Source organism: Prochlorococcus marinus str. MIT 0919 (assembly GCF_027359375.1).
In the GTDB taxonomy this organism is placed as follows: domain Bacteria; phylum Cyanobacteriota; class Cyanobacteriia; order PCC-6307; family Cyanobiaceae; genus Prochlorococcus_D.
This window is the reverse complement of record NZ_CP114779.1, coordinates 173,274-192,200: the sequence shown is the minus strand read 5'-3', so window position 1 is coordinate 192,200 and position 18,927 is coordinate 173,274. Positions and strand designations below refer to the sequence as shown.

Here is an 18,927-nt window from a genome sequence, read left to right as displayed (position 1 = left end):
ATGATAAGTCACTACTTAAAATAAAATCAGGATAATATGACACTAGAGTCAAAATACCTATATGAAGGTCGTCGTATCTTGGCATGCTGTAAGAAATAAACTATCGTTCATTTCTTAAATCAATGCATTGGGGTTTTGTGACACTTTTTTTTCTTTGGATTGTGCATAACTTGGCAATGTTGAATTACAGAATATATCACCACGGAAAGAAGCAGATGGCAGAGAATGAAGAAAAGCGCTTAAAAGCAATAGAGCGTCTCTATCCAAAAGGTACTTATATCGCAAGATAAATCAATCCTTTTTTATTGGCGAAAGGCTATCATCAGCACTCTTTATACAAGATGGTCCTCACGAGAATGGTGCTTCAAATATTCTACCTAACTCATTTCCAATAAAAAACAACAAAATACTTGCATTTCTCGATTTATCTATTATCTTCTAGTGTGATGAATGATAAAAATGTCTAAAATTTCAGCAGCACCCTGTGAAACCATATATATAGCTGATGTAATGGCATGCAATGTAGTGGATGGTTGCTTGTCAAAAAATGATGCTTATCTTTTATTTAGAAAGCATGGTTCAGCCTATGAGGAGTTCGTCAAGAGGTATGGTGAGGTATTAGATGCAAAGTCTATCCTTGAATGGCTGGGGTATTAAGTTCCTAAACCTCGCGCAAAAAAAAAACATTATAAAATTTAAGCAATTAACTAACAACTGCCTATAAATTAATTTTAGTTATTCTAAGAGCAATGCTTCACCAGGCAGATTTTCTGAGAGAAGTGGAAAATAGCTTGAGCTATAAACCATACAAAGAATCCCTATTAGCAACTTGTGATGAGAATGGAGTATTAACTATAGAAGACGCAAATAAAATGCTTGCTGATCATGGTCATGATTTTGAAGAGGTACTAGAGGATCCTTATGACAGTGACCAAATTAAACTTCGAGAAAGAAATGCCCATGAATTACTTGCTTGGTTAGGGTATTAAATTTTATTCTAAAATAAAATGACCTTCTTATTGATTATACAGAAAGATTTTTTTATTAAAATAAATTTACTATTTATTGAATCAAATAACATTTCCATTGCCAGCCTAACCCCATTAATAATTAAATTTATATGGGTAGTAGCCTTCCTAGGCCCTGTATCAATTGCAATAATAATCTATATCCTTAAACAAATTGAGAAAGAAAATCCAGAAAGGGTTCGCTGGCGTTAAACGAGCAGCTATTTAGCTATCTTCTTTTGCATTTAGGAAGAGAGTAATAGAAGTAATCTGTCTATAATAAAAATTATTTGGAATTTTTTAATCTAATATTTAATACAATCTAAAAAATAAGTTTCTTTGTTATAGGTGTAATTATAGATTATTTAAATTACAAATGATTAAAGAGTGATGTCTAAGTTGATATGATTATTCCAATCTGGATAAATTAGTTTTACTCAATTAAAAAACAATCAAGGTATATGATTGATAAGTTTACCCTCGAAGAATGTAAAAGAGACCCAAAAGTCCTTAGAGCTAAAATAAAAAGTCTTGCGTATGCTATCGAACAATCTCAGAAAATGATTGATGAATCTCTAATGAGTGCAAAATCACTTACTTTCCTCAAGCGAAAAGTTGCTGATTCTCAACAAGATCTAGAAATCCTATACTTGCTCAAGTAAAATAAATCTTCTTATAAGAGATAAAAGATTAATTAGTGTTTTCAAAATATTTAGCATGCTCTTTAGATTGCTAAATATTATGCGCAAAATATATCTCTTATTTTATAACAAAGTTAACCATATGCATAAAATTCGATATTAATCGAAGTCTTAATCTATAGATTATAAAATTACGTTATTAGTGGGAATATTACATTTTTAAATTCTGTAAAGGGCTGATCAACATATTTTATTTTGCTTGTGAAGCAGTACTAGAAGCTCTTCTTGCCCGTCTGGCTTTTCGAGGTTTCTTTTCTGTAGTAATAGGTCCTAGTTTTTGCCCAACGGCTTTTGTTTTATCGGTATTTTTGACAACTTTTTTAGATTCGGAAGTTTTTTTTGTCTTTGATTTATTAGAAACTGTTTTAGGTGTTGGCTTCTTAGCACTTGCTACCTTACGAGTACGATGTGAAAGAATTAGAGCCCATTCTTCAGAGCTGATATTAGCGGGCTTGTTGCCATGTACCTCAGTTTGTTTTGCCGCTTTCTCAATATCTTTTATTAAATTTTTCCAAGAAGCAGCATAGCGCTTATCAGATTGAGATTTTGCTGCGCTTTCCACTAAAGTCTCGACTACACCTTGAGCAGTAACTTTCTTACGTCGCCGATTAAAAATTTCTTTCTGTAGTGAAGCAATCATGGCATCAGCCTTAGCACTCACTTTAATCGTTAGTTGAGACATTTAAAGTAGTTATCTATTTCTAACATCTAGCACAAATTGGTATATCTTCAAAGTAGGCAAGCTTCATAACTTCTGTTATTTAGAAAGTTATGATTTGATTAAAAGCTTTTGCATGCGATAACGCTTAAAACATACACCTGCGATCTTAATCGATTCTGGACTCACAACTTCCCATCCTAGCCTTAGAAATAATGGGTAACTTATCAAACTTGCCTCGGTAAACAATCTCTTGTGACCTTCAATCGTTGCGTCTGTCTCTATTTGCTTTAAAAGTCTGGTCGCATGACCTTTTCTTGAATAAGAACCTAGCGTATAAAGCAGAGCTACACGGTTTAATGGATGGCGAACCACAAAGGAAACAATCTTTTCACTATCAAGAATTATCCAACCATGTCCTAAATCAAAAACCCTATCAAATAAATTTGGTAGCCATACCTTGTCAGACCATACTTGAATCTGTTCAGGAGTATAGACACTAGATTTTTGGTCTTCTATAGCTTGAGAATAAACAATCTTTAGTAAATTATGATCCTTTTTATTTATAGGTCGAATCGAGAATTGATTTGATGAAGGCACAGTAATCAACTTTTATGATGAAAAGGTACACGAACAAAAAATAACTATAGGTTCTATTTAATTGCTTCTTTAATTAAGAACCACCCTGCCGTGAGGCCTCAGAGCATCGACCTGGGAAAACCAGAAGAGGAGTCAAAGTGGAGATCCGTTTCCAATTACATGACTGGTTTACTTCACTGTCACGACAGACTCCTCAAATCGAAAGAGAGTCAGATCAGAGCACTTAAGGAAGGCCTTCACCAACAAAGCAGTTCTAGGCAAATCTAATTGATATTGGGAACATTTATAGGCCATATGGACCGTATTTTTTGGATGAGTTCTCTAGCAGTTTTTATTCGTTTAGAAGGATCTTTCTCCATCAAAGGAATGGTCATATGTCCTAATTTGCGACCAGGTGTTTCTTTCTCCTTTGAGTACCAGTGAAGCTTAGCTCCTTTAATTTTCCTTAACTTAGTTAAACGTTCTTTCAGCGAATTACCTTCTATAGGTAAGCCCAATAAATTAACCATTAAAGAGCCTGGTACTTCTAGACTAATTGAGGGAGTGGGAAGACCAGCAGCTATGCAAATTTGTTGATCAAACTGACTACTGCTACAGGCATCAATAGTAAAGTGTGCTGAATTGTGTGTCCGTGGAGCTATCTCATTTACAAGCAATCCTTCATCACCGTAAAAGAATTCTATTGCAAGTACACCTACATAATCTAGTTCTCTCAACAAGGAGGCACCTACGTTATAAGCCATAGCTTGAGTAGCATGACAAACATTTGCTGGAGCTAAAACCCAATCACAAACTTGTTTATGCTGGAAGGTCTCGATTAAAGGGAATGAATTAATACAGCCAGACGAATCTCGACTAGCAACAAAAGCTAACTCTTTTTCATAGGAAATCCATTTTTCCAATAACCATGTCTCTGGATCCACAGTAATTAGAAGTTCCTTTAGCTCCTTATAATCGTTAATTTTCCTAGTGCCCTTACCGTCATAGCCTCCACGCCCTGATTTAGCCATTAGTGGGAAACTCCATCCATCAGGAAGTTTTAAACTCGTTATTTTTAAACAAGAAAGTGAAAACCATTCAGGACTAGGAATATTTAATTTATTCAAAAGTTTGCGTTGGGAAATTTTATCCACAAGTGGACTCATGGACTTCAATTCAGGCTGGAAGAGAACTCCTTGCTCCTCTTCTAAAAGACTTAGTGTTTTTACATCTATCCATTCATTTTCAAAAGTTATACATCTACATTTGCTTGCCAAATCTCGAGTTCCATTAATATCACTAATATCAGCAAGAACTAATCCATTAGCATAAGAAACTGCAGGGTCAGTTCTTGAACCTGTTTGTACAATTAACTTGATGTTCCTTTGTGCAGCAGCTTTTGCAAGCATTTGTGCTAGCTGACCACCTCCTACAACACCAATCTTCTGGCATGAATTGCTATTACTAGTCAATGAATCATTTTTCATACATCCAAATTAAACAACTCAGCCTAAAGAAGTTAGGCGATCAACCTTAAAAATCATCTCTAATATTGTGAATCAAAATACTATTCGTATTAACGTCAAATTAGAACGCAATCCATACGAGGTTGTGATTGGAAGAGAAAGCCTAAAGAAGATAGGTGCTGAACTTATAAAGTTAAAAATCAAGGAGAAAACAAAAGTTCTTGTAGTAAGCAATCCAGATGTGGCGAATCCTTATGGAGAATTGTTTATTAAAAACCTAAGAGACAGTGGCTATGAAGCTCATTTGCTTGTAATTGAAGCAGGGGAAGACAAAAAAAACCTTAGAGCAATAGAACAAATTCATGACGTCGCATTTGAGAAAAGGCTAGAAAGAAGTTCTCTAATGATTGCCTTTGGAGGAGGAGTCATAGGTGACATGACAGGCTTTGCTGCTGCCACATGGCTGCGTGGTATTGATTTTATTCAAGTCCCTACCACATTGCTAGCTATGGTTGACGCATCAATCGGAGGTAAAACAGGTGTAAATCATACAAAAGGTAAGAATCTAATAGGTTCTTTCCACCAACCAAAGCTAGTTTTAATAGATCCAAATGTATTAAAGACTCTGCCTGAACGTGAGTTTAGAGCAGGCATGGCAGAAGTTATTAAATATGCAATTATTGGGGATGAAGTATTATTTAACAACTTAGAGAAGATTCCTGACTTGACTAAATTATCAAATATTAGTGACGCTAATTTATTAGAAGTACTAAATAGATCAGTGCGATCCAAAATAGATATCATTGTTAAAGATGAATTTGAAAGTGGAATTAGAGCAATATTAAATTATGGACATACTTTTGGTCATGTAATAGAAGCGTTATGTGGTTATGGAGTATGGCTTCATGGAGAGGCTGTATCGATAGGAATGGTAACAGCCGGTGCACTTGCTCTTGAAAGAGGTCTATGGAGCAAGAAAGATTATCAACGACAAGAGCACGTGCTGAAGAGAGCAGGTCTCCCAACAGTTTGGCCAGAGATGAATTTAGCAAATGTCATTAGATCATTAAAAAGCGATAAAAAAGTAAAAGATGGTGGAGTTCGTTTTATTCTTCCTACTAAAATTGGTCAAGTAAATATTTATAGTGACTTCAGTGAAGATGAAATAAAAGAATGTTTATCAAAACTAAAACAAGCTTAAATCATTTTGGGTCGTTTAAAAATTTGGTTTTGAGAGAAGACTCTTCTTCTACGTTTGCTTTATTGAACTCAAATACATGCCATTTAAAATTGCCTAAGCATCTAGGGTCTACAAGTCTTAAAAGTGCTTCTCTTTTTATTAAAGCATTCCCCAGTTGGTTAGATTCTAAAAAGCTAAGTTCACTTATTTTCTCTGCCAAACCTAATGCGAGAAGTGCTTCCCCTTGTTTTAAAAATCCACAAGATTTCCAATTATTTCTTGATGCTTGTAATTGCATAGATTCAATACATAAATGAGAAGTGATATCACATTCTCCTGGGTCATTGAGTATATTTGAAGAGGCTATTTGATTCTTATATGAAATAATAGTGCCTGAATTCCTTATTGGATTATAATAGCGGCTTGACTCAAGTGCATAATCAATAACTAAGATTATTCCATGATTAAAGATACTAGCCAAATTGCTAAACCAATTTTCATAGCCTGTATGAAGCTCAGTGGACCAGCCCTCCTCTGCACCCTCAGGAGGAATACTAAATCCAATCTCTAATGTTAATTGATCTAAAAATTCAATGAGCATTGGAGGTAAATCTAAATCAGTGTAGTCATAGTAATATTTATTACCTTTCTCGATCAATTTTAGGCCTTGTTGAAAGACTTTATCTTTTCTTAAAATAATCCTTTCAACAGGGAAGGTATCAAGCAGTTCATGAGCAATTAACACTCCATTAATACGGTTGTTAGATAATTCTTCTAATGTTTTCCAATTAATAGACACATCATTTATAGACTGTAATTTTAATTGCTGGCGCTTTTTCATAGCCTCATTTATCTCAATTAAAATAAATTCAATATGAGAGATAAGAGAAGGTGAAAGTTTCCTAAATGCAGAAATCAAGCCCAATGTAAGATCCCCTTCTCCTGCCCCAGCATCTATTAAGGTCAATTTATCTGATGTTTGCTTTGTATTTTGGAGTTGCTCAAACCATTCAATTAGCTGGATAGCAATAAATTCTGCAAAATCTGGGGATAAACTTGGAGATGTCACAAAATCTCCTTTTTTCCCAATAGAAATGGTTCCCCGCGAGTAAGCTCCATGATCACTATCATTAAGAGCTAAGTCCATAAAATCAAAAAAAGTAAGTACTCCGCCAGCTTCCTTAAAGCGGTCAACCAACCAGTCAGGACATTTCTCAATCATGCAATCCATTCAAGACAATAAAAATAATTAAAGATACCCATGAAAATTTTTTCTAAACTAGTTGTAATTTCAAGTATTTTCTACTTCATATTTTCATTAATACTAACTGATCCGGTTTTTGCATATAACAACCCTGATCTACTACCAGACCATGAAACTCCTGTAATTGACTTAGCAAAATCCTTCAATAAGAACCAGGTTGCTGATTTAGAGGAATCATTAATCAACTACGAATCAAATACCGGGTGGAAAATAAAAGTCCTTACTCAATATGAAAATACACCTGGCTCGGCTATTAAAGATTTTTGGGGACTTGACGAAAGGACTCTTCTTGTCGTTGCTGATCCAAGAGGTGGTAATTTGCTTAACTTCAATGTTGGAGAAGCTTATTTTGCTCTTATGCCAAGACTATTCTGGGTTGAACTACAAACACGCTTTGGCAACCAATTTTACGTAAGAGATTATGGGGAAGGAGGCGCAATAATTGATGCAATCAAATCTGTTGAGCTTTGTCTTGATCGAGGTGGTTGTCAAGTCGTACCTGGACTTCCTAAAGAGCAATGGCTTTGGACCTTATCTACCTCAATACTAGGTGGAATCATTGCTGGGATTGCATCCTCACCACGTAAAGAGAATGAATTTATTGCATGGAGATGGCTACTATTAATATCACCTTTATGGATAATACTTTTTGGTGTATTTGGAATCACTCCAGTAATAACTAGAACCAATGACATCCTTCCACTATTGAGAAATGTAATGGCATTTCTAGGGTCCAGTATTGCAGGATATTGGTTTGCTAGAAACACTTTAGCCAAGGATTTCAATACATAATAAAAACAACAGATCCAATACTTCAAAGTGCAGTATTGAGCAAAGTTTCTTGATACGCAATAGAAGCATCTTTTCGATACCACCTATGAGAAGCATGAGCTATTTGGCCATCTAAGAATTGCACCCATGAAAAATGAGAAAGCAATTCGCCAGATTCATCTATACCCTTTCTAGGAACAGATGCTGCATTTAAATAAATCGTACCTAAACTATCTCGATAGTAAGTTTGCCTATAACCTTTGCCCAATCTTAATTTGTGATGCATATGGCCAAAGACAACAAGGTCAATACTTCTTTCTTTACGAATTAGATCTATAGCCATAGCCAAATCTTTATCACCCCAATCTAATGAGGGATTTTTCCAATCTCTTCCACAAATACTAAAAGCCTCAGAACCCAACCCGCTAGGACCTGAATGAGCCAACAGAATTAAAGGAATTGATTTGGATGCATTTTGAGACGCTTGGAAAATCCTTATTGCTGATTCTTCCAATGAAACTGGTCCAAAGACTCCTTTGACCTGGGTTGTCAAAAAGTAGCCGCCTCCTGGACTACAAGGACGGCCTCCTACTACAGATATAGGTGGATAATCCCAATCTCGTAATCTCCATGAACAATTACTATCTCCCAAAATTGCCAATTGAGACTGCAATTGATCACCAGAAGCATCAGCCCCTCTATCGTGATTACCAAGCATTACAGCCGAAGGTAGTGGCAGGTTTGCTTATTGACTTAACTAACCTGAAATCACCCTCTCCAAGATCTCCTACAAAAAGAATTGCATCCGGATTAACCTTTAGCAGAAGTTCACGATCATCATCTCCCCAGGCCCCATGAAGATCTCCAGCAATTGCGAGATTAATTACTGACAAAACTTCTTAGCTAACAAGCTATTATACTGCCCCAAATTGCTCAAAGACTCTGTATTTAGAGAAAGCTCTCCAAAAGACGGATACTCCGACTCACTTATCGAGGGAAGTGTTAAGGGAAAAAGTTGTGCGCCTTTGTGAAGAAAAAAACGCTCTAATTCTTGCTCACTACTACCAAAATGAGGAGATACAAGATATTGCTCATTTCATTGGAGACTCACTTGAACTCTCAAGAAAAGCATCGAAAACAAATGCGGATGTGATTGTCTTTTGTGGTGTTCATTTCATGGCTGAAACAGCAAAAATATTATGCCCAGAGAAAATAGTTTTAATACCAGATATGGATGCTGGATGTTCTCTAGCAGATGACTGTGAAGAGAATGCATTTAAGGCCTTTCGGGAAAGATATAAAGATCACTTCGTAATTAGCTATATAAACTGTTCCGCAGCTATAAAAGCTCAAAGCGATTTAATATGTACAAGTAGCAATGCTGTTGACCTAGTAAATCAAATTCCTAAAGATGTAGATATATTATTTGCTCCAGATAAGAACCTAGGTAGGTGGGTTGAGAAGCAATGTGGTAGAGAAATGACTTTATGGAATGGTTCATGCATAGTTCATGAAACATTTAGTGAGGAGGAGGTTATTAAATTACAATTAAAATATCCCAATTCAGAAATTATTTCACACCCAGAATGCGAGCAAAATCTGTTAGATTTATCTAATTTTATTGGGTCAACAAGTAAACTACTAGAATACGTCCAGAAAAGTAATAATCAGGAATTCATAGTTTTAACAGAACCTGGCATTCTGCACCAGATGAGAATAAAAGAGCCCACAAAGTTATTTATAGAAGGTCCTAGTATAGACGGTTGTAGTTGCAATGAATGTCCTTATATGAGACTGAACAATATTGAGAAATTAATAACTTGTCTAGAAAATTTGGAACCAAGTATTGAAATGGATGAAAATACAAGGCTAAAGGCATATAAACCTATTCAGAAGATGTTGGAAATGAGCAAGTAAGAAGTAATTAAAAAATGGGAATTTCTGATCTTGAGCAGTCTCTTTTCTTAGTTGTCTTAGGAGGTAAACATAAAAATTCTAATACAGAGGTGCATGATGCAAGATGGGTAGTTGGTATAAATATTAGAGAGACTTTTAATCAGTTGAAAAGTCAATGGTTTGGCACTCTTAAAGGTTTACATATTGATAGCTTTATTAAGATCAAGTACATAGATGGCTTTCTAGTTAAATTAACAGAAAGAGTTAACTTTGAAGGCATTGAAGATGACAAAGATAGAAGTAATAAATTATGGTTTGTTAATATAGGAAGTTATAATTCAAAAGAATTAAATGAGAGGCATTCATTTAATTTTGTAGTCGCAAGATCAGGTATTGATGCAAGGAAAAAGGCTAAAATCAAATTATTAAAAGATAAAGAGATTGGTCATATTGATAATGTCAAGCTTGTGCAACAAATAAAAGCTAACGATTGTATACTAGAAGAAGAGATAAACTGGGAAGTATCACTTATTCGAGATGAACTAAACAGAGATCAAGAAATGATTCCAGATTGGTATGGATATATGAGGATAGACAAATAATTTCAACCTCAATAAGATAAAGCATACTTTAAATTGGAATTAGTTGGAAGATAAGTTGTATCAATTGCCTTTGATAATATTCTAACCAATTCATTTTCAGCAACAACATACTGATTATCTTTCGGGGTTCCCAAATCAGAACTAGTTAAGGGATTATTATTTTTGATATTAAGGGTAACTTCTATATCAGGTTTTATTCCATTTTTATTAATATCTGTGCCTTTAGGTGTTAAGTATTTTGCAACAGTTACAGTAATACCAGATCCGTCTACCAAGGGTCTTACAGATTGAACTAATCCTTTGCCAAAAGTTTTAGACCCTACAAGTATCCCTCGTTGATTATCTTGAATTGCTCCTGACAAAATTTCACTAGCACTTGCAGAGCCTTGGTTAACTAATACTACAAGAGGTTTTCCTGTTAAAGCATTTCCATTAGCACGTCTTACATCCTTTATTCCATTTCTAGTTTGAGTGCTAACTATTATTCCTTTATCTAACCATTGCCTAGAAATATCTATACTTGATTCTAAAAGACCTCCTGGATTACCACGCAAATCTAATATATATCCATCGGAATTAGCAGATTCCAATTTGCCAATTGCTACCCTCATTTCTTTTGCAGCATTAGCACTAAATTGTTTCAAGCGTATATAACCAACCTTTGCACCAATACTAGTCGAGTTAATTCGACTAATAACTGATCGAATCTCTATCCTTGATCTTACTAAAGAGAGTTTAATATATTTTTCGCCTCTAAGAATTCCCAATGAAACAGTTGTACCTTTTTCCCCACGAATTAATTTAACGGCATCTTCAATTCCCATTCCTTCAGTATTATTATCATCGATAGATATGATTATGTCATTAGGTTGAATACCTGCATTGTATGCAGGCGTATCCTCTATTGGGGAAACTATTACAAGCTTATTTGTCTTTTCATTTAAGGAAAGTTGTATACCAATTCCCATTAATTCACCTGATGTATCTATTCTCATTTCTTTATAATCTGCAGGGTCTAAAAAACGGGTATAAGGGTCTTGCAAGGTTAACAGAGTATCTTTTATTACTTGATGAGCTTCTGAAGAGTCAAAATATGTGTTTGATAGAAGTTTTTTCCTAATACCTAACCATTCCTTTTCTGTATATGCTCCTGAAGAGTCTAAAAAATCTCTATAAATAATTTGCCAAACTTGATCTATAACTTCTTTAGGACTATCTCTAATAGTTAAAGATGACTTTTCAGGCAAAGCCGAGACTGGAGATACAACTATTATGAAAATAAATAAGGCTCTAGCTAATTCTCTTCTAGCCCTAGAATTAAAACAATTATATAGCAAGTTTGTATCTAATTTAAGTTTCATGATTGTTTTGGTTCAAACCATTTACCATCTTGTTTAATTAAATTCACAAGTTCATTAACGCCATCTTCTTCTGGAACTTTCTTGATCTCATCTCTACCTCTATAAAGAGCTATAACACCCTTACCTTTGCCAACATATCCATAATCAGCATCTGCCATTTCTCCAGGTCCATTAACAATACAACCCATGACTGCTATGTCTAAACCTGTTAAATGTGATGTTGCATCTCTTACTTTTGCTACTACTTCTTCTAGGTTAAATAGAGTTCTACCACAACTAGGGCAGCTTATATATTCAACCATAGTTTTTCTTAAACCTACTGTCTGCAAGATTGAATATGCAACAGGTATTTCTTTCTCGGGAGCCTCTGTTAGCGAGACTCTTATCGTATCGCCTATTCCTTCAGACAAAAGTGTTCCTATTCCAACTGTGCTTTTAATTCGACCATAATCTCCATCTCCAGCCTCTGTTACTCCTAGGTGAAGTGGATAGCTATAACCTTCTTTATCTAAAGTATCTGCCATCATTCTATAAGCAGCAAGCATAACTGGAGGCCTAGAAGCTTTCATTGAAATAACAATATTATGAAAATCTAATGAATCACAGATTCGAACAAATTCCATTGCAGATTCAACCATCCCCAAAGGGGTATCTCCATAAGCAAATAACATTCTTTCTGCTAATGACCCATGGTTTACACCTATGCGTAGAGCTTTATTTTGAGATTTTAAAGTATCAACAATAGGTTTGAAATTTTTTACTATTTTGTCTTTGATTCCATTTATTTCATCTTTAGAAAATTCAGTTCTATTTGGATCTGGTCTTTCAAAAACAAATAGGCCTGGATTGATTCTTACCTTGTCGACATGCTTTGCAACTTCCAAAGCTATTTTCATACCATTGTGATGAACATCTGCTACAAGGGGTACTGATTGATAAGTTCTTTCTAATTTCTCTTTAATTTCTCCAACTGCTTTTGCATGAGATAGAGAAGGTACTGTTAAGCGAACTATTTCACATCCTATTTCATGCAATCTACGAATAGCTGCTGTAGATCCTTCAACATCCAGTGTATCTTCATTGATCATTGACTGAACGCAAACTGGATGGTCACTTCCTATTGCTATTCCACCAACCATTACTGTCCTTGTCTTACGTCTAAGAATTTGTGTGCTGTAACGACGTGAGGTTACGTCTGTCAAAGTTGTGGATGAATTTGGAGTCATAAATCACTAATCGGTACAACAGCCAAAAGGGACTTCGCTAAAGATGATTTAACTGTGTCCACTTTTTTCTGACCTCTTCTAAATCTAATCTTGTTAGATCAATAGGCGCACCTTCCGCTTTGGAGGGATTTCTTAATAGATATGAGGGGTGGAAAATTGGCATGACAGGTATTCCCTTCCAATTTTGCCATGTACCTCGTAATAGAGTTAGTTTGGTCTTAATACCTAAAAGAGCATACGTAGCAGTTGCTCCAGCTAAAACAATTACTAAAGGCTTCACATCTTTAATTTGCTCCAGGAGCCAAGGGAGGTGAAGCCGAATCTCCTTTTGGGTAGGCTTTCTATTCTTTGGTGGTCTAGTTTTTAAGACGTTACATATAAAAATCTCTTCTTCCTGATCAATTCCAGCAATTTCTAATAAATTATCTAATAATTTCCCTGACCTCCCTACAAAAGGCTTACCAGAAATTTCTTCATTTGCTCCAGGAGCCTCACCTACAAGCATTAAACGAGACAGTGCATTACCTCTGCTTATAACAAATCTGTTAGATCCACATTGAAAAGCAGGTGGCATATTCTGAGAATGCAGCTCTGAAAAAGCTTTTTTAACCACAAAGCAAATTAATTAGTTTTGACATTTTAAGAATTAATTGGGTAAATATTGAGGAACAAAAATCAAAAAGTTATTTCCTTGAGGATCTGCAATCCAAGCTTCCGAACCGAAAGACTCACTAAATGGTCCATCAGAGAGTTTCCCTCCAAGCTTAGAAATTTCTTTAATCCATTTCTTTATCGCAGAAAAAGAGTCTGAAGATGGCTCCTTAGCGAAACAAATAGAAACAGAAGATTGAGGTCTTGTAGTTAAGTGCTTATCTCGAGAAGGAGTATAAATCTGTAATTTACAAATCTTTTTATAAATGACCAGATAATGCTTATTACTCAATCCCTGAACAATCTCTGTTCCCAAAAGTAAGCTGTAGAACTGTGCGAGCTTAAGTGGATGGTCAGAAGCAATTAAAAAGCTAGTTTCATTTACAATCATCAAAGAATTTATATAGTTGATAAAGTTTTTTTAGATGGCAAAATCAGGCACAATGTCTTGATCAAGATAACCTCAAGGAGAAAATACCAGAAAATGCATGAACATGAGCTGATATCCGAAAGGGCAAAAAGTTTAGAACCATCAATGACGTTGGAAATAAATGCACTTGCAATGTCACTAAAAAAAGAAGGCAAGGATATATGTAGTCTTAGTGCAGGAGAACCAGACTTTCAAACACCTGATTTCATTGTAGAAGCTGCTATAAAAGCGCTTAGAGATGGCATAACACGTTATGGTCCTTCAGCAGGGGATCCAGAATTAAGGCAAGCAATTGCCAAGAAAGTAAGTGATACAAATAATTTCCCAACAACAGAAGAAAATGTGCTTATTACAAATGGTGGGAAGCAAGCTATTTTCAATCTCTTTCAAGTGATCCTTAACAAAGGAGATGAAGTAATTATTCCCTCCCCTTACTGGCTTAGCTACCCAGCGATGGCAAAGCTAGCTGGTGCTGTCCCAAAAACAGTAATGACAGCACCAAAGGATGGTTTTAAATTAAATCTACAAAAATTAGAATCACAAATATCAACTAAAACAAAGTTGCTAATCATTAATTCTCCAGCAAATCCAACTGGAAGAGTTATGCAAAAAGAAGAGCTTAATGGTATTGCAGATATATTACGAAAACACCCTCACGTATCAATAATGAGTGATGAGATATATGAATTCTTAATATCAAAAGAACAGATACATCACAGCATAGGAGCTATTGCTCCGGATCTGCAAAAACGAATATTTATCGTCAACGGGTTTGCAAAAGGTTGGGCAATGACTGGGTGGAGAGTTGGCTATTTAGTAGGTCCCAGAAATGTTATAAGAAAGTCAATTGCACTACAAAGTCAAAGCACAAGTAATGTATGTAGTTTTGCCCAGAAAGGAGCTCTAGCAGCAATGCTGGGACCTAAAGAATCTGTACAAGCAATGGCCACAAGTTATAACGAACGTAGAGAAGTTCTTACAAATGGGTTAACTGAGATTGATGGTCTTACTCTAATGCCACAAAAAGGGGCATTTTATGCATTCCCAGAATTACCAGAGTCATGTCCAGACTCAATAAGTTTCTGCAAGTTAGCTTTAGAGAAAGAAAACTTAGCAATAGTTCCAGGCATTGCATTTGGCAACGATCGCTGTGTAAGGTTATCTTGTGCAGCTTCTTTAAGAACAATTGACACTGGTATTACTCGATTAAAAAATCTCATAAAAAAGATCTCACTCAATTAATGAGAATCAAATCACTTCCTAACTACTCTTTAAAAAGTCTTTTTTGGTTAGTTTTATTTTTAATCTTTCAATTTTCAGGCAAAACCTGTTTTGCTCAGGAAAAATTGATCTTGAGTGCAATACCAGACCAAAATCCTGAGCGATTGAATCGTCTACATACAGCACTCGCTGAAGAGCTTAGTGAAAAACTGAATGTAAAAGTTATATATAGACCTATTATCAGCTACGCTGCAGCCGTAAGTGCCTTTAGGACAGATAATATAGACTTGGTTTGGTTCGGAGGATTAACAGGTGTTCAAGCAAGAATTCAAAAACCTGGTGCCCAAGTCATTGCTCAAAGAGATATTGACGCAAAATTTCGTAGTGTTTTTATAGCAAATCACAAAAGTAAAATACCTGATATTAAAGGTATTTCAGAGCTTAAGGTTCTAAAAGGAAAGCGTTTCACATTTGGATCGGAAAATTCGACCTCAGGTAGATTGATGCCACAGTATTACCTAAAGCAAGCAGGGGTTGCAATTGAAGATTTCAAAGGAAGAAAGCCTGGTTTTAGTGGGAGTCATGATGCAACATTAGCTCTGGTTCAGAGTGGATCTTATGAAGCAGGTGCTTTAAATGCACAAATCTGGGAAAAAAATCTAGAGAATGGAAAAGTTGATATCAAAAAAGTAAAGGTTATTTGGCGCACACCTACATATGCAGATTATCACTGGTTAGCACAACCAAATCTTGACTTGCGCTTTGGAGAAGGTTTTACAAAGACATTAGAAAAACAACTACTTAGCTTTAACAAAGAAACAAAAAGGCAACGATTAATTCTAGAATTATTTGGCGCAGACAAATTCATACCTGCTGAAGCATCCCAGTATAAGGAGATAGAAATGATTGGGAGAGAACTAGGTAAAATTAATGACTAAGCTTATAGGAGTAAATAATGTAAGTGTCAGTAGTGGATCCAAGATAAGACTTAAAAATATAAATTTATCGATACATGCAGGAGAAAAAGTGGCGTTGATTGGCCCAAGTGGTGCTGGCAAGACTACTCTTATTGAAGTAATTAATGGTTCATTAAAACCAACCACTGGGGATATTTCATGGAAAGGTAGAGATATAAATAAAATTACAAGAGATCAAAAAGTTCGTATAGGAACTCTGTGGCAAGATCTAAGATTAATAAATGAATTGTCAACCTGTCAAAATATCAATGCAGGTGCTTTAGGTAGACATAATTTTCTTTGGGCTATAGGCAACCTGCTGAATTTAGTCAACCAAAAGGCATGCATAAACTGTCTTAAAGCAGTCCAATTGCCATTAGATATAATCAATATTTCCGTAGAAGACCTGTCAGTTGGACAGCGACAAAGAGTAGCTATAGCAAGGTTACTACGTCAACAAGCAGATCTTGTTCTTGCAGACGAGCCTTTATCAAATCTCGATCCTAAAAGAGCAAACCACATACTAGATCTATTCCTGAAACAGAAAGTAATTCATTCACTACATCTTCCTGATACTTGCCTAATAAGTCTGCATCGCCCTGAAATACTGAATAGGTTCACTCGTATTATTGGAATAAAAAAGGGTCAAATTTCTTTGAATTCTCCAATAACAGAAATAAGAACTGATCACATTGCATCAATATACAAATAAATGTGAAAAGATTAACTATTGCAAAACCATTTTTAACGGTATTACCTGCGCTAGCAATAGTACCTGTATTCATAGGAATAATTCATGGTTTCCATGCCGGAGGGATGGACATTGTTTATAGATTCTTTACTGCTAGTATTACTCCTTCCTTAGATCAACTTGTAATTAAAAGTGCTCTACAAGGCCTTCAAACAACAATTTTTACAGCCTTGTTTGCTTGGAGCATAAGTATTATAAATGCTATATTTTTTGGAATTATATGCTCTAATCTCTTTTCAAGTATATTTGAAATCCCTAAATTCTATACTAATATTATCAAGTACTTCCTAATACTTCCAAGATCAATTCATGAAGTGATTTGGGGATTGCTTTTACTGCAATTATTTGGCTTAAATCCTTGGGTTGCTATTTTTGCGATAGCGATACCTTATTCATCTTTAATGTCTAGGGTAATTTGCGATCAGATTAATACATTAAACGAAAAAGAATTCATTGCAATAAAAGATTCAGGTGCTAATCCATTAGAGGTATTAATAATAATATTAATACCAAAGATTCTTCCTATTATATGGGTTTATGGTTTTTATAGACTTGAATGTGCACTTAGGGGAGCAACAATGCTTGGAGTATTTGGTTTAGGAGGCATAGGAACTGAATTAAAGTTAAGCATTCAATCGCTTCAATTTAATGAAATGTGGACTTCTCTTTGGCTACTAGCATTAATAATGATAATTTTAGAAAAATCAGTGGAATATATGCAGCAACGAAAAATATCAAAAAATGGTAATGACAAATATCTAATTTTTACAGTATTTATTATTTTAGGATCATCTTTAGTCAGTTTTTTTGCACTAAGGTATATAAACAATGACTTCGCTGTTCCAATTAGTTTTCACCCTATTGCAATGCCTAGTGTCAACTCTATAGTTCTATCTTTTAGAACTTTACCAATGTTCAATTTAATTGGTGAAACCCTAGTGCTGACAATACTAGCAGCAGGAATAGCTATTGGGACGCCTCCTATACTACTTATTCTTTGTCGAGCTAAGCTTTTAGAAGAGTTGATCACCTATGGTTGGTTGTTTTTTAGATTAATTCCTGCTCCTTTATCTGCTCTTTTAATACTTTTCTGTACTACCCCAGGAATTTCAGTAGCCTCACTAGCATTAGGCCTTTACAACATGGGTGTAATGGGGAGGCTTTTAAAAGAAAATATAAATAAGAATACCGATGTTTTTTATCATGGATTTTTCGCTGCCGGGGCGAGCGAACGAGCTGCTTGGTTGTATGGGAAGCTATCGTCTCAAACTAATAGCTATTTAGCATATTCTGCATATAGATCAGACGTAATATTGAGAGAAACAGCTGTTATGGGTTTAGTAGGTGGTTCTGGACTAGGATGGCAATTACAAGAATCGCTAAGTTCTTTTAACTGGTCAGAGGTTTTTGTGATATCAGCAATGTTTACACTTCTTACAATAATTGGTGAGACATCAAGCTATACCATGCAAAGGCAATGGCAGAGTAGATTAAATATAAATCAAGGTTTTCATCTCAAGGCAGTATCTCAATAAGAATGGATAAAGCACCTAAGCAGTTAATTGTTATTGGAGATAGCTCAGCATATGGATGGGGAGATGTAATTCAAGGAGGTTGGTGCGAAAGGCTTAGGCGCAACTGGATGAAAATAGAAGGTGCCCCTATAATTTATCCATTAGGTATTAGAGGTGATGGCCTGGAAAAAGTAGCAAAAAGATGGCGTTCAGAATGGCAATGCAGAGGTGAGCTTAGACGAAATTTACCTGACGCATTATTGCTTACAATAGGGATAAATGATACTGCAAAAATAGGAAGAAAAGATGGAAGGCCTCAACTCTCGTCCGACGCTTTTAAATTCGGATTAGGCAGCTTGTTGAGAGAGATGAGCAAAGAAGCAAACGTCATGGTGATGGGACTGACAGCCGTTAAAGAAAGTGAAATGCCATTTGCTAAATGTCTTTGGTACTCAAACCATGCTTGCGCTCTTTACGAACGACAGATAGAAAAAAGCTGTCTAGATTTTGATATCCCCTTTCTTCCTATTCATCAAGCAATGTTAAATGAGCCTTTATGGGAAACATGGCTACATTCGGACGGAATTCATTTGAACCCATTAGGACATGAATGGGTCTACAAAAAAATACTTAATTGGCCAGCAATGATAAAATGGTCTGAAGTGTTATTGCCATAAGAATATAAATCGACTA

The 18,927-nt window shown here is 35.4% G+C and carries 23 protein-coding genes and 1 other RNA gene; 13 read left to right on the top strand and 11 right to left on the bottom strand.

The window, feature by feature from the left end; genetic code table 11:
* Positions 1 to 137: 137 nt before the first annotated feature.
* The 4 genes from O5635_RS01285 (at position 138) to O5635_RS01270 (ending at position 1,669) form a co-directional block, all read left to right on the top strand.
* Entirely contained in the window at positions 138 to 290 is a 153-nt protein-coding gene (locus O5635_RS01285; protein WP_193742037.1) for a hypothetical protein, read from the top strand.
* Positions 291 to 459: 169 nt separating this feature from the next.
* Positions 460 to 657: a hypothetical protein gene (locus tag O5635_RS01280; RefSeq protein WP_036903158.1), complete on the top strand. Its 198-nt coding sequence runs from the start codon at positions 460 to 462 to the stop codon at positions 655 to 657.
* Positions 658 to 749: 92 nt separating this feature from the next.
* Positions 750 to 989, top strand: a complete 240-nt coding sequence (locus tag O5635_RS01275; RefSeq protein WP_269607703.1) for a hypothetical protein — start codon at positions 750 to 752, stop codon at positions 987 to 989.
* 479 nt (positions 990 to 1,468) lie between these two features.
* The gene (locus O5635_RS01270) at positions 1,469 to 1,669 is read left to right on the top strand and encodes a hypothetical protein (RefSeq protein ID WP_036903166.1); all 201 of its coding nucleotides are present in this window, start codon (positions 1,469 to 1,471) and stop codon (positions 1,667 to 1,669) included.
* Positions 1,670 to 1,898: 229 nt separating this feature from the next.
* On the opposite strand, the gene O5635_RS01265 is transcribed toward O5635_RS01270, so the two are convergent.
* From O5635_RS01265 to O5635_RS01250, 4 genes are all read right to left on the bottom strand, one after another.
* On the bottom strand, positions 1,899 to 2,390 hold the full coding sequence (locus O5635_RS01265) for a hypothetical protein (RefSeq protein WP_036903169.1): 492 nt from the start codon (positions 2,388 to 2,390) through the stop codon (positions 1,899 to 1,901).
* Between the two features lie 87 nt (positions 2,391 to 2,477).
* A complete protein-coding gene (locus O5635_RS01260; protein WP_036903171.1) occupies positions 2,478 to 2,966 on the bottom strand; it encodes a GNAT family N-acetyltransferase in 489 nt (162 codons plus the stop codon).
* 73 nt (positions 2,967 to 3,039) lie between these two features.
* Positions 3,040 to 3,223: non-coding RNA, 6S RNA (gene ssrS, locus O5635_RS01255), on the bottom strand.
* A 6-nt stretch (positions 3,224 to 3,229) separates the two neighbouring features.
* Positions 3,230 to 4,432, bottom strand: coding sequence for a 5-(carboxyamino)imidazole ribonucleotide synthase (locus O5635_RS01250; protein WP_052043057.1), 1,203 nt, complete (start codon positions 4,430 to 4,432; stop codon positions 3,230 to 3,232).
* A gap of 55 nt (positions 4,433 to 4,487) precedes the next feature.
* On the opposite strand from O5635_RS01250, the gene aroB reads away from it, so the two are divergent.
* A complete protein-coding gene (aroB, locus tag O5635_RS01245; RefSeq protein ID WP_036903174.1) occupies positions 4,488 to 5,612 on the top strand; it encodes a 3-dehydroquinate synthase in 1,125 nt (374 codons plus the stop codon).
* A gap of 1 nt (position 5,613) precedes the next feature.
* Here aroB and O5635_RS01240 read toward each other — a convergent pair whose 3' ends face one another.
* A complete protein-coding gene (locus O5635_RS01240) occupies positions 5,614 to 6,813 on the bottom strand; it encodes a class I SAM-dependent methyltransferase (RefSeq protein WP_269607701.1) in 1,200 nt (399 codons plus the stop codon).
* Positions 6,814 to 6,852: 39 nt separating this feature from the next.
* On the opposite strand from O5635_RS01240, the gene O5635_RS01235 reads away from it, so the two are divergent.
* A complete protein-coding gene (locus O5635_RS01235; protein WP_052043060.1) occupies positions 6,853 to 7,647 on the top strand; it encodes a TPM domain-containing protein in 795 nt (264 codons plus the stop codon).
* 22 nt (positions 7,648 to 7,669) lie between these two features.
* On the opposite strand, the gene O5635_RS01230 is transcribed toward O5635_RS01235, so the two are convergent.
* Positions 7,670 to 8,344: a TIGR04168 family protein gene (locus tag O5635_RS01230; RefSeq protein WP_332299668.1), complete on the bottom strand. Its 675-nt coding sequence runs from the start codon at positions 8,342 to 8,344 to the stop codon at positions 7,670 to 7,672.
* Entirely contained in the window at positions 8,334 to 8,519 is a 186-nt protein-coding gene (locus O5635_RS09370; RefSeq protein WP_332299667.1) for a hypothetical protein, read from the bottom strand. The genes O5635_RS01230 and O5635_RS09370 overlap by 11 nt, the downstream gene beginning before the upstream one ends.
* A 106-nt stretch (positions 8,520 to 8,625) precedes the next feature.
* Here O5635_RS09370 and nadA point away from each other — a divergent pair, with 106 nt between their 5' ends.
* Both nadA and O5635_RS01220 read left to right on the top strand, forming a co-directional pair.
* Positions 8,626 to 9,543, top strand: coding sequence for a quinolinate synthase NadA (gene nadA, locus O5635_RS01225; RefSeq protein ID WP_036903180.1), 918 nt, complete (start codon positions 8,626 to 8,628; stop codon positions 9,541 to 9,543).
* Between the two features lie 14 nt (positions 9,544 to 9,557).
* Positions 9,558 to 10,124: a DUF1543 domain-containing protein gene (locus O5635_RS01220; RefSeq protein WP_036903183.1), complete on the top strand. Its 567-nt coding sequence runs from the start codon at positions 9,558 to 9,560 to the stop codon at positions 10,122 to 10,124.
* An 8-nt stretch (positions 10,125 to 10,132) separates the two neighbouring features.
* Here the strand turns inward: O5635_RS01220 and O5635_RS01215 are convergent, their stop codons facing one another.
* From O5635_RS01215 to O5635_RS01200, 4 genes are all read right to left on the bottom strand, one after another.
* The gene (locus tag O5635_RS01215) at positions 10,133 to 11,485 is read right to left on the bottom strand and encodes a S41 family peptidase (RefSeq protein ID WP_036903185.1); all 1,353 of its coding nucleotides are present in this window, start codon (positions 11,483 to 11,485) and stop codon (positions 10,133 to 10,135) included.
* The gene (gene ispG, locus O5635_RS01210) at positions 11,482 to 12,711 is read right to left on the bottom strand and encodes a (E)-4-hydroxy-3-methylbut-2-enyl-diphosphate synthase (RefSeq protein ID WP_036903188.1); all 1,230 of its coding nucleotides are present in this window, start codon (positions 12,709 to 12,711) and stop codon (positions 11,482 to 11,484) included. Before ispG ends, O5635_RS01215 begins: the two co-directional genes overlap by 4 nt.
* A gap of 37 nt (positions 12,712 to 12,748) precedes the next feature.
* Positions 12,749 to 13,285 carry a uracil-DNA glycosylase gene (locus O5635_RS01205; RefSeq protein ID WP_036903751.1) on the bottom strand — a complete coding sequence of 179 codons (537 nt, stop codon included), beginning with the start codon at positions 13,283 to 13,285 and terminating at the stop codon, positions 12,749 to 12,751.
* A gap of 72 nt (positions 13,286 to 13,357) precedes the next feature.
* Entirely contained in the window at positions 13,358 to 13,753 is a 396-nt protein-coding gene (locus O5635_RS01200; RefSeq protein ID WP_036903190.1) for a glyoxalase/bleomycin resistance/dioxygenase family protein, read from the bottom strand.
* A gap of 93 nt (positions 13,754 to 13,846) precedes the next feature.
* On the opposite strand from O5635_RS01200, the gene O5635_RS01195 reads away from it, so the two are divergent.
* Genes O5635_RS01195 through O5635_RS01175 form a run of 5 tightly spaced genes read left to right on the top strand, consistent with a single transcriptional unit; the run spans position 13,847 to position 18,911 of the window.
* A complete protein-coding gene (locus O5635_RS01195; protein ID WP_036903192.1) occupies positions 13,847 to 15,034 on the top strand; it encodes a pyridoxal phosphate-dependent aminotransferase in 1,188 nt (395 codons plus the stop codon).
* Positions 15,034 to 15,951 (top strand): putative selenate ABC transporter substrate-binding protein, encoded by a 918-nt coding sequence (locus O5635_RS01190; RefSeq protein WP_052043064.1) that lies wholly within the window; start codon positions 15,034 to 15,036, stop codon positions 15,949 to 15,951. Before O5635_RS01195 ends, O5635_RS01190 begins: the two co-directional genes overlap by 1 nt.
* Positions 15,944 to 16,681 (top strand): ATP-binding cassette domain-containing protein, encoded by a 738-nt coding sequence (locus O5635_RS01185; RefSeq protein WP_036903194.1) that lies wholly within the window; start codon positions 15,944 to 15,946, stop codon positions 16,679 to 16,681. Before O5635_RS01190 ends, O5635_RS01185 begins: the two co-directional genes overlap by 8 nt.
* Positions 16,682 to 16,683: 2 nt before the next feature.
* Positions 16,684 to 18,255 (top strand): PhnE/PtxC family ABC transporter permease, encoded by a 1,572-nt coding sequence (locus O5635_RS01180; protein ID WP_036903196.1) that lies wholly within the window; start codon positions 16,684 to 16,686, stop codon positions 18,253 to 18,255.
* A gap of 2 nt (positions 18,256 to 18,257) precedes the next feature.
* Positions 18,258 to 18,911, top strand: a complete 654-nt coding sequence (locus O5635_RS01175) for a GDSL-type esterase/lipase family protein (RefSeq protein WP_036903198.1) — start codon at positions 18,258 to 18,260, stop codon at positions 18,909 to 18,911.
* Positions 18,912 to 18,927: the final 16 nt, after the last annotated feature.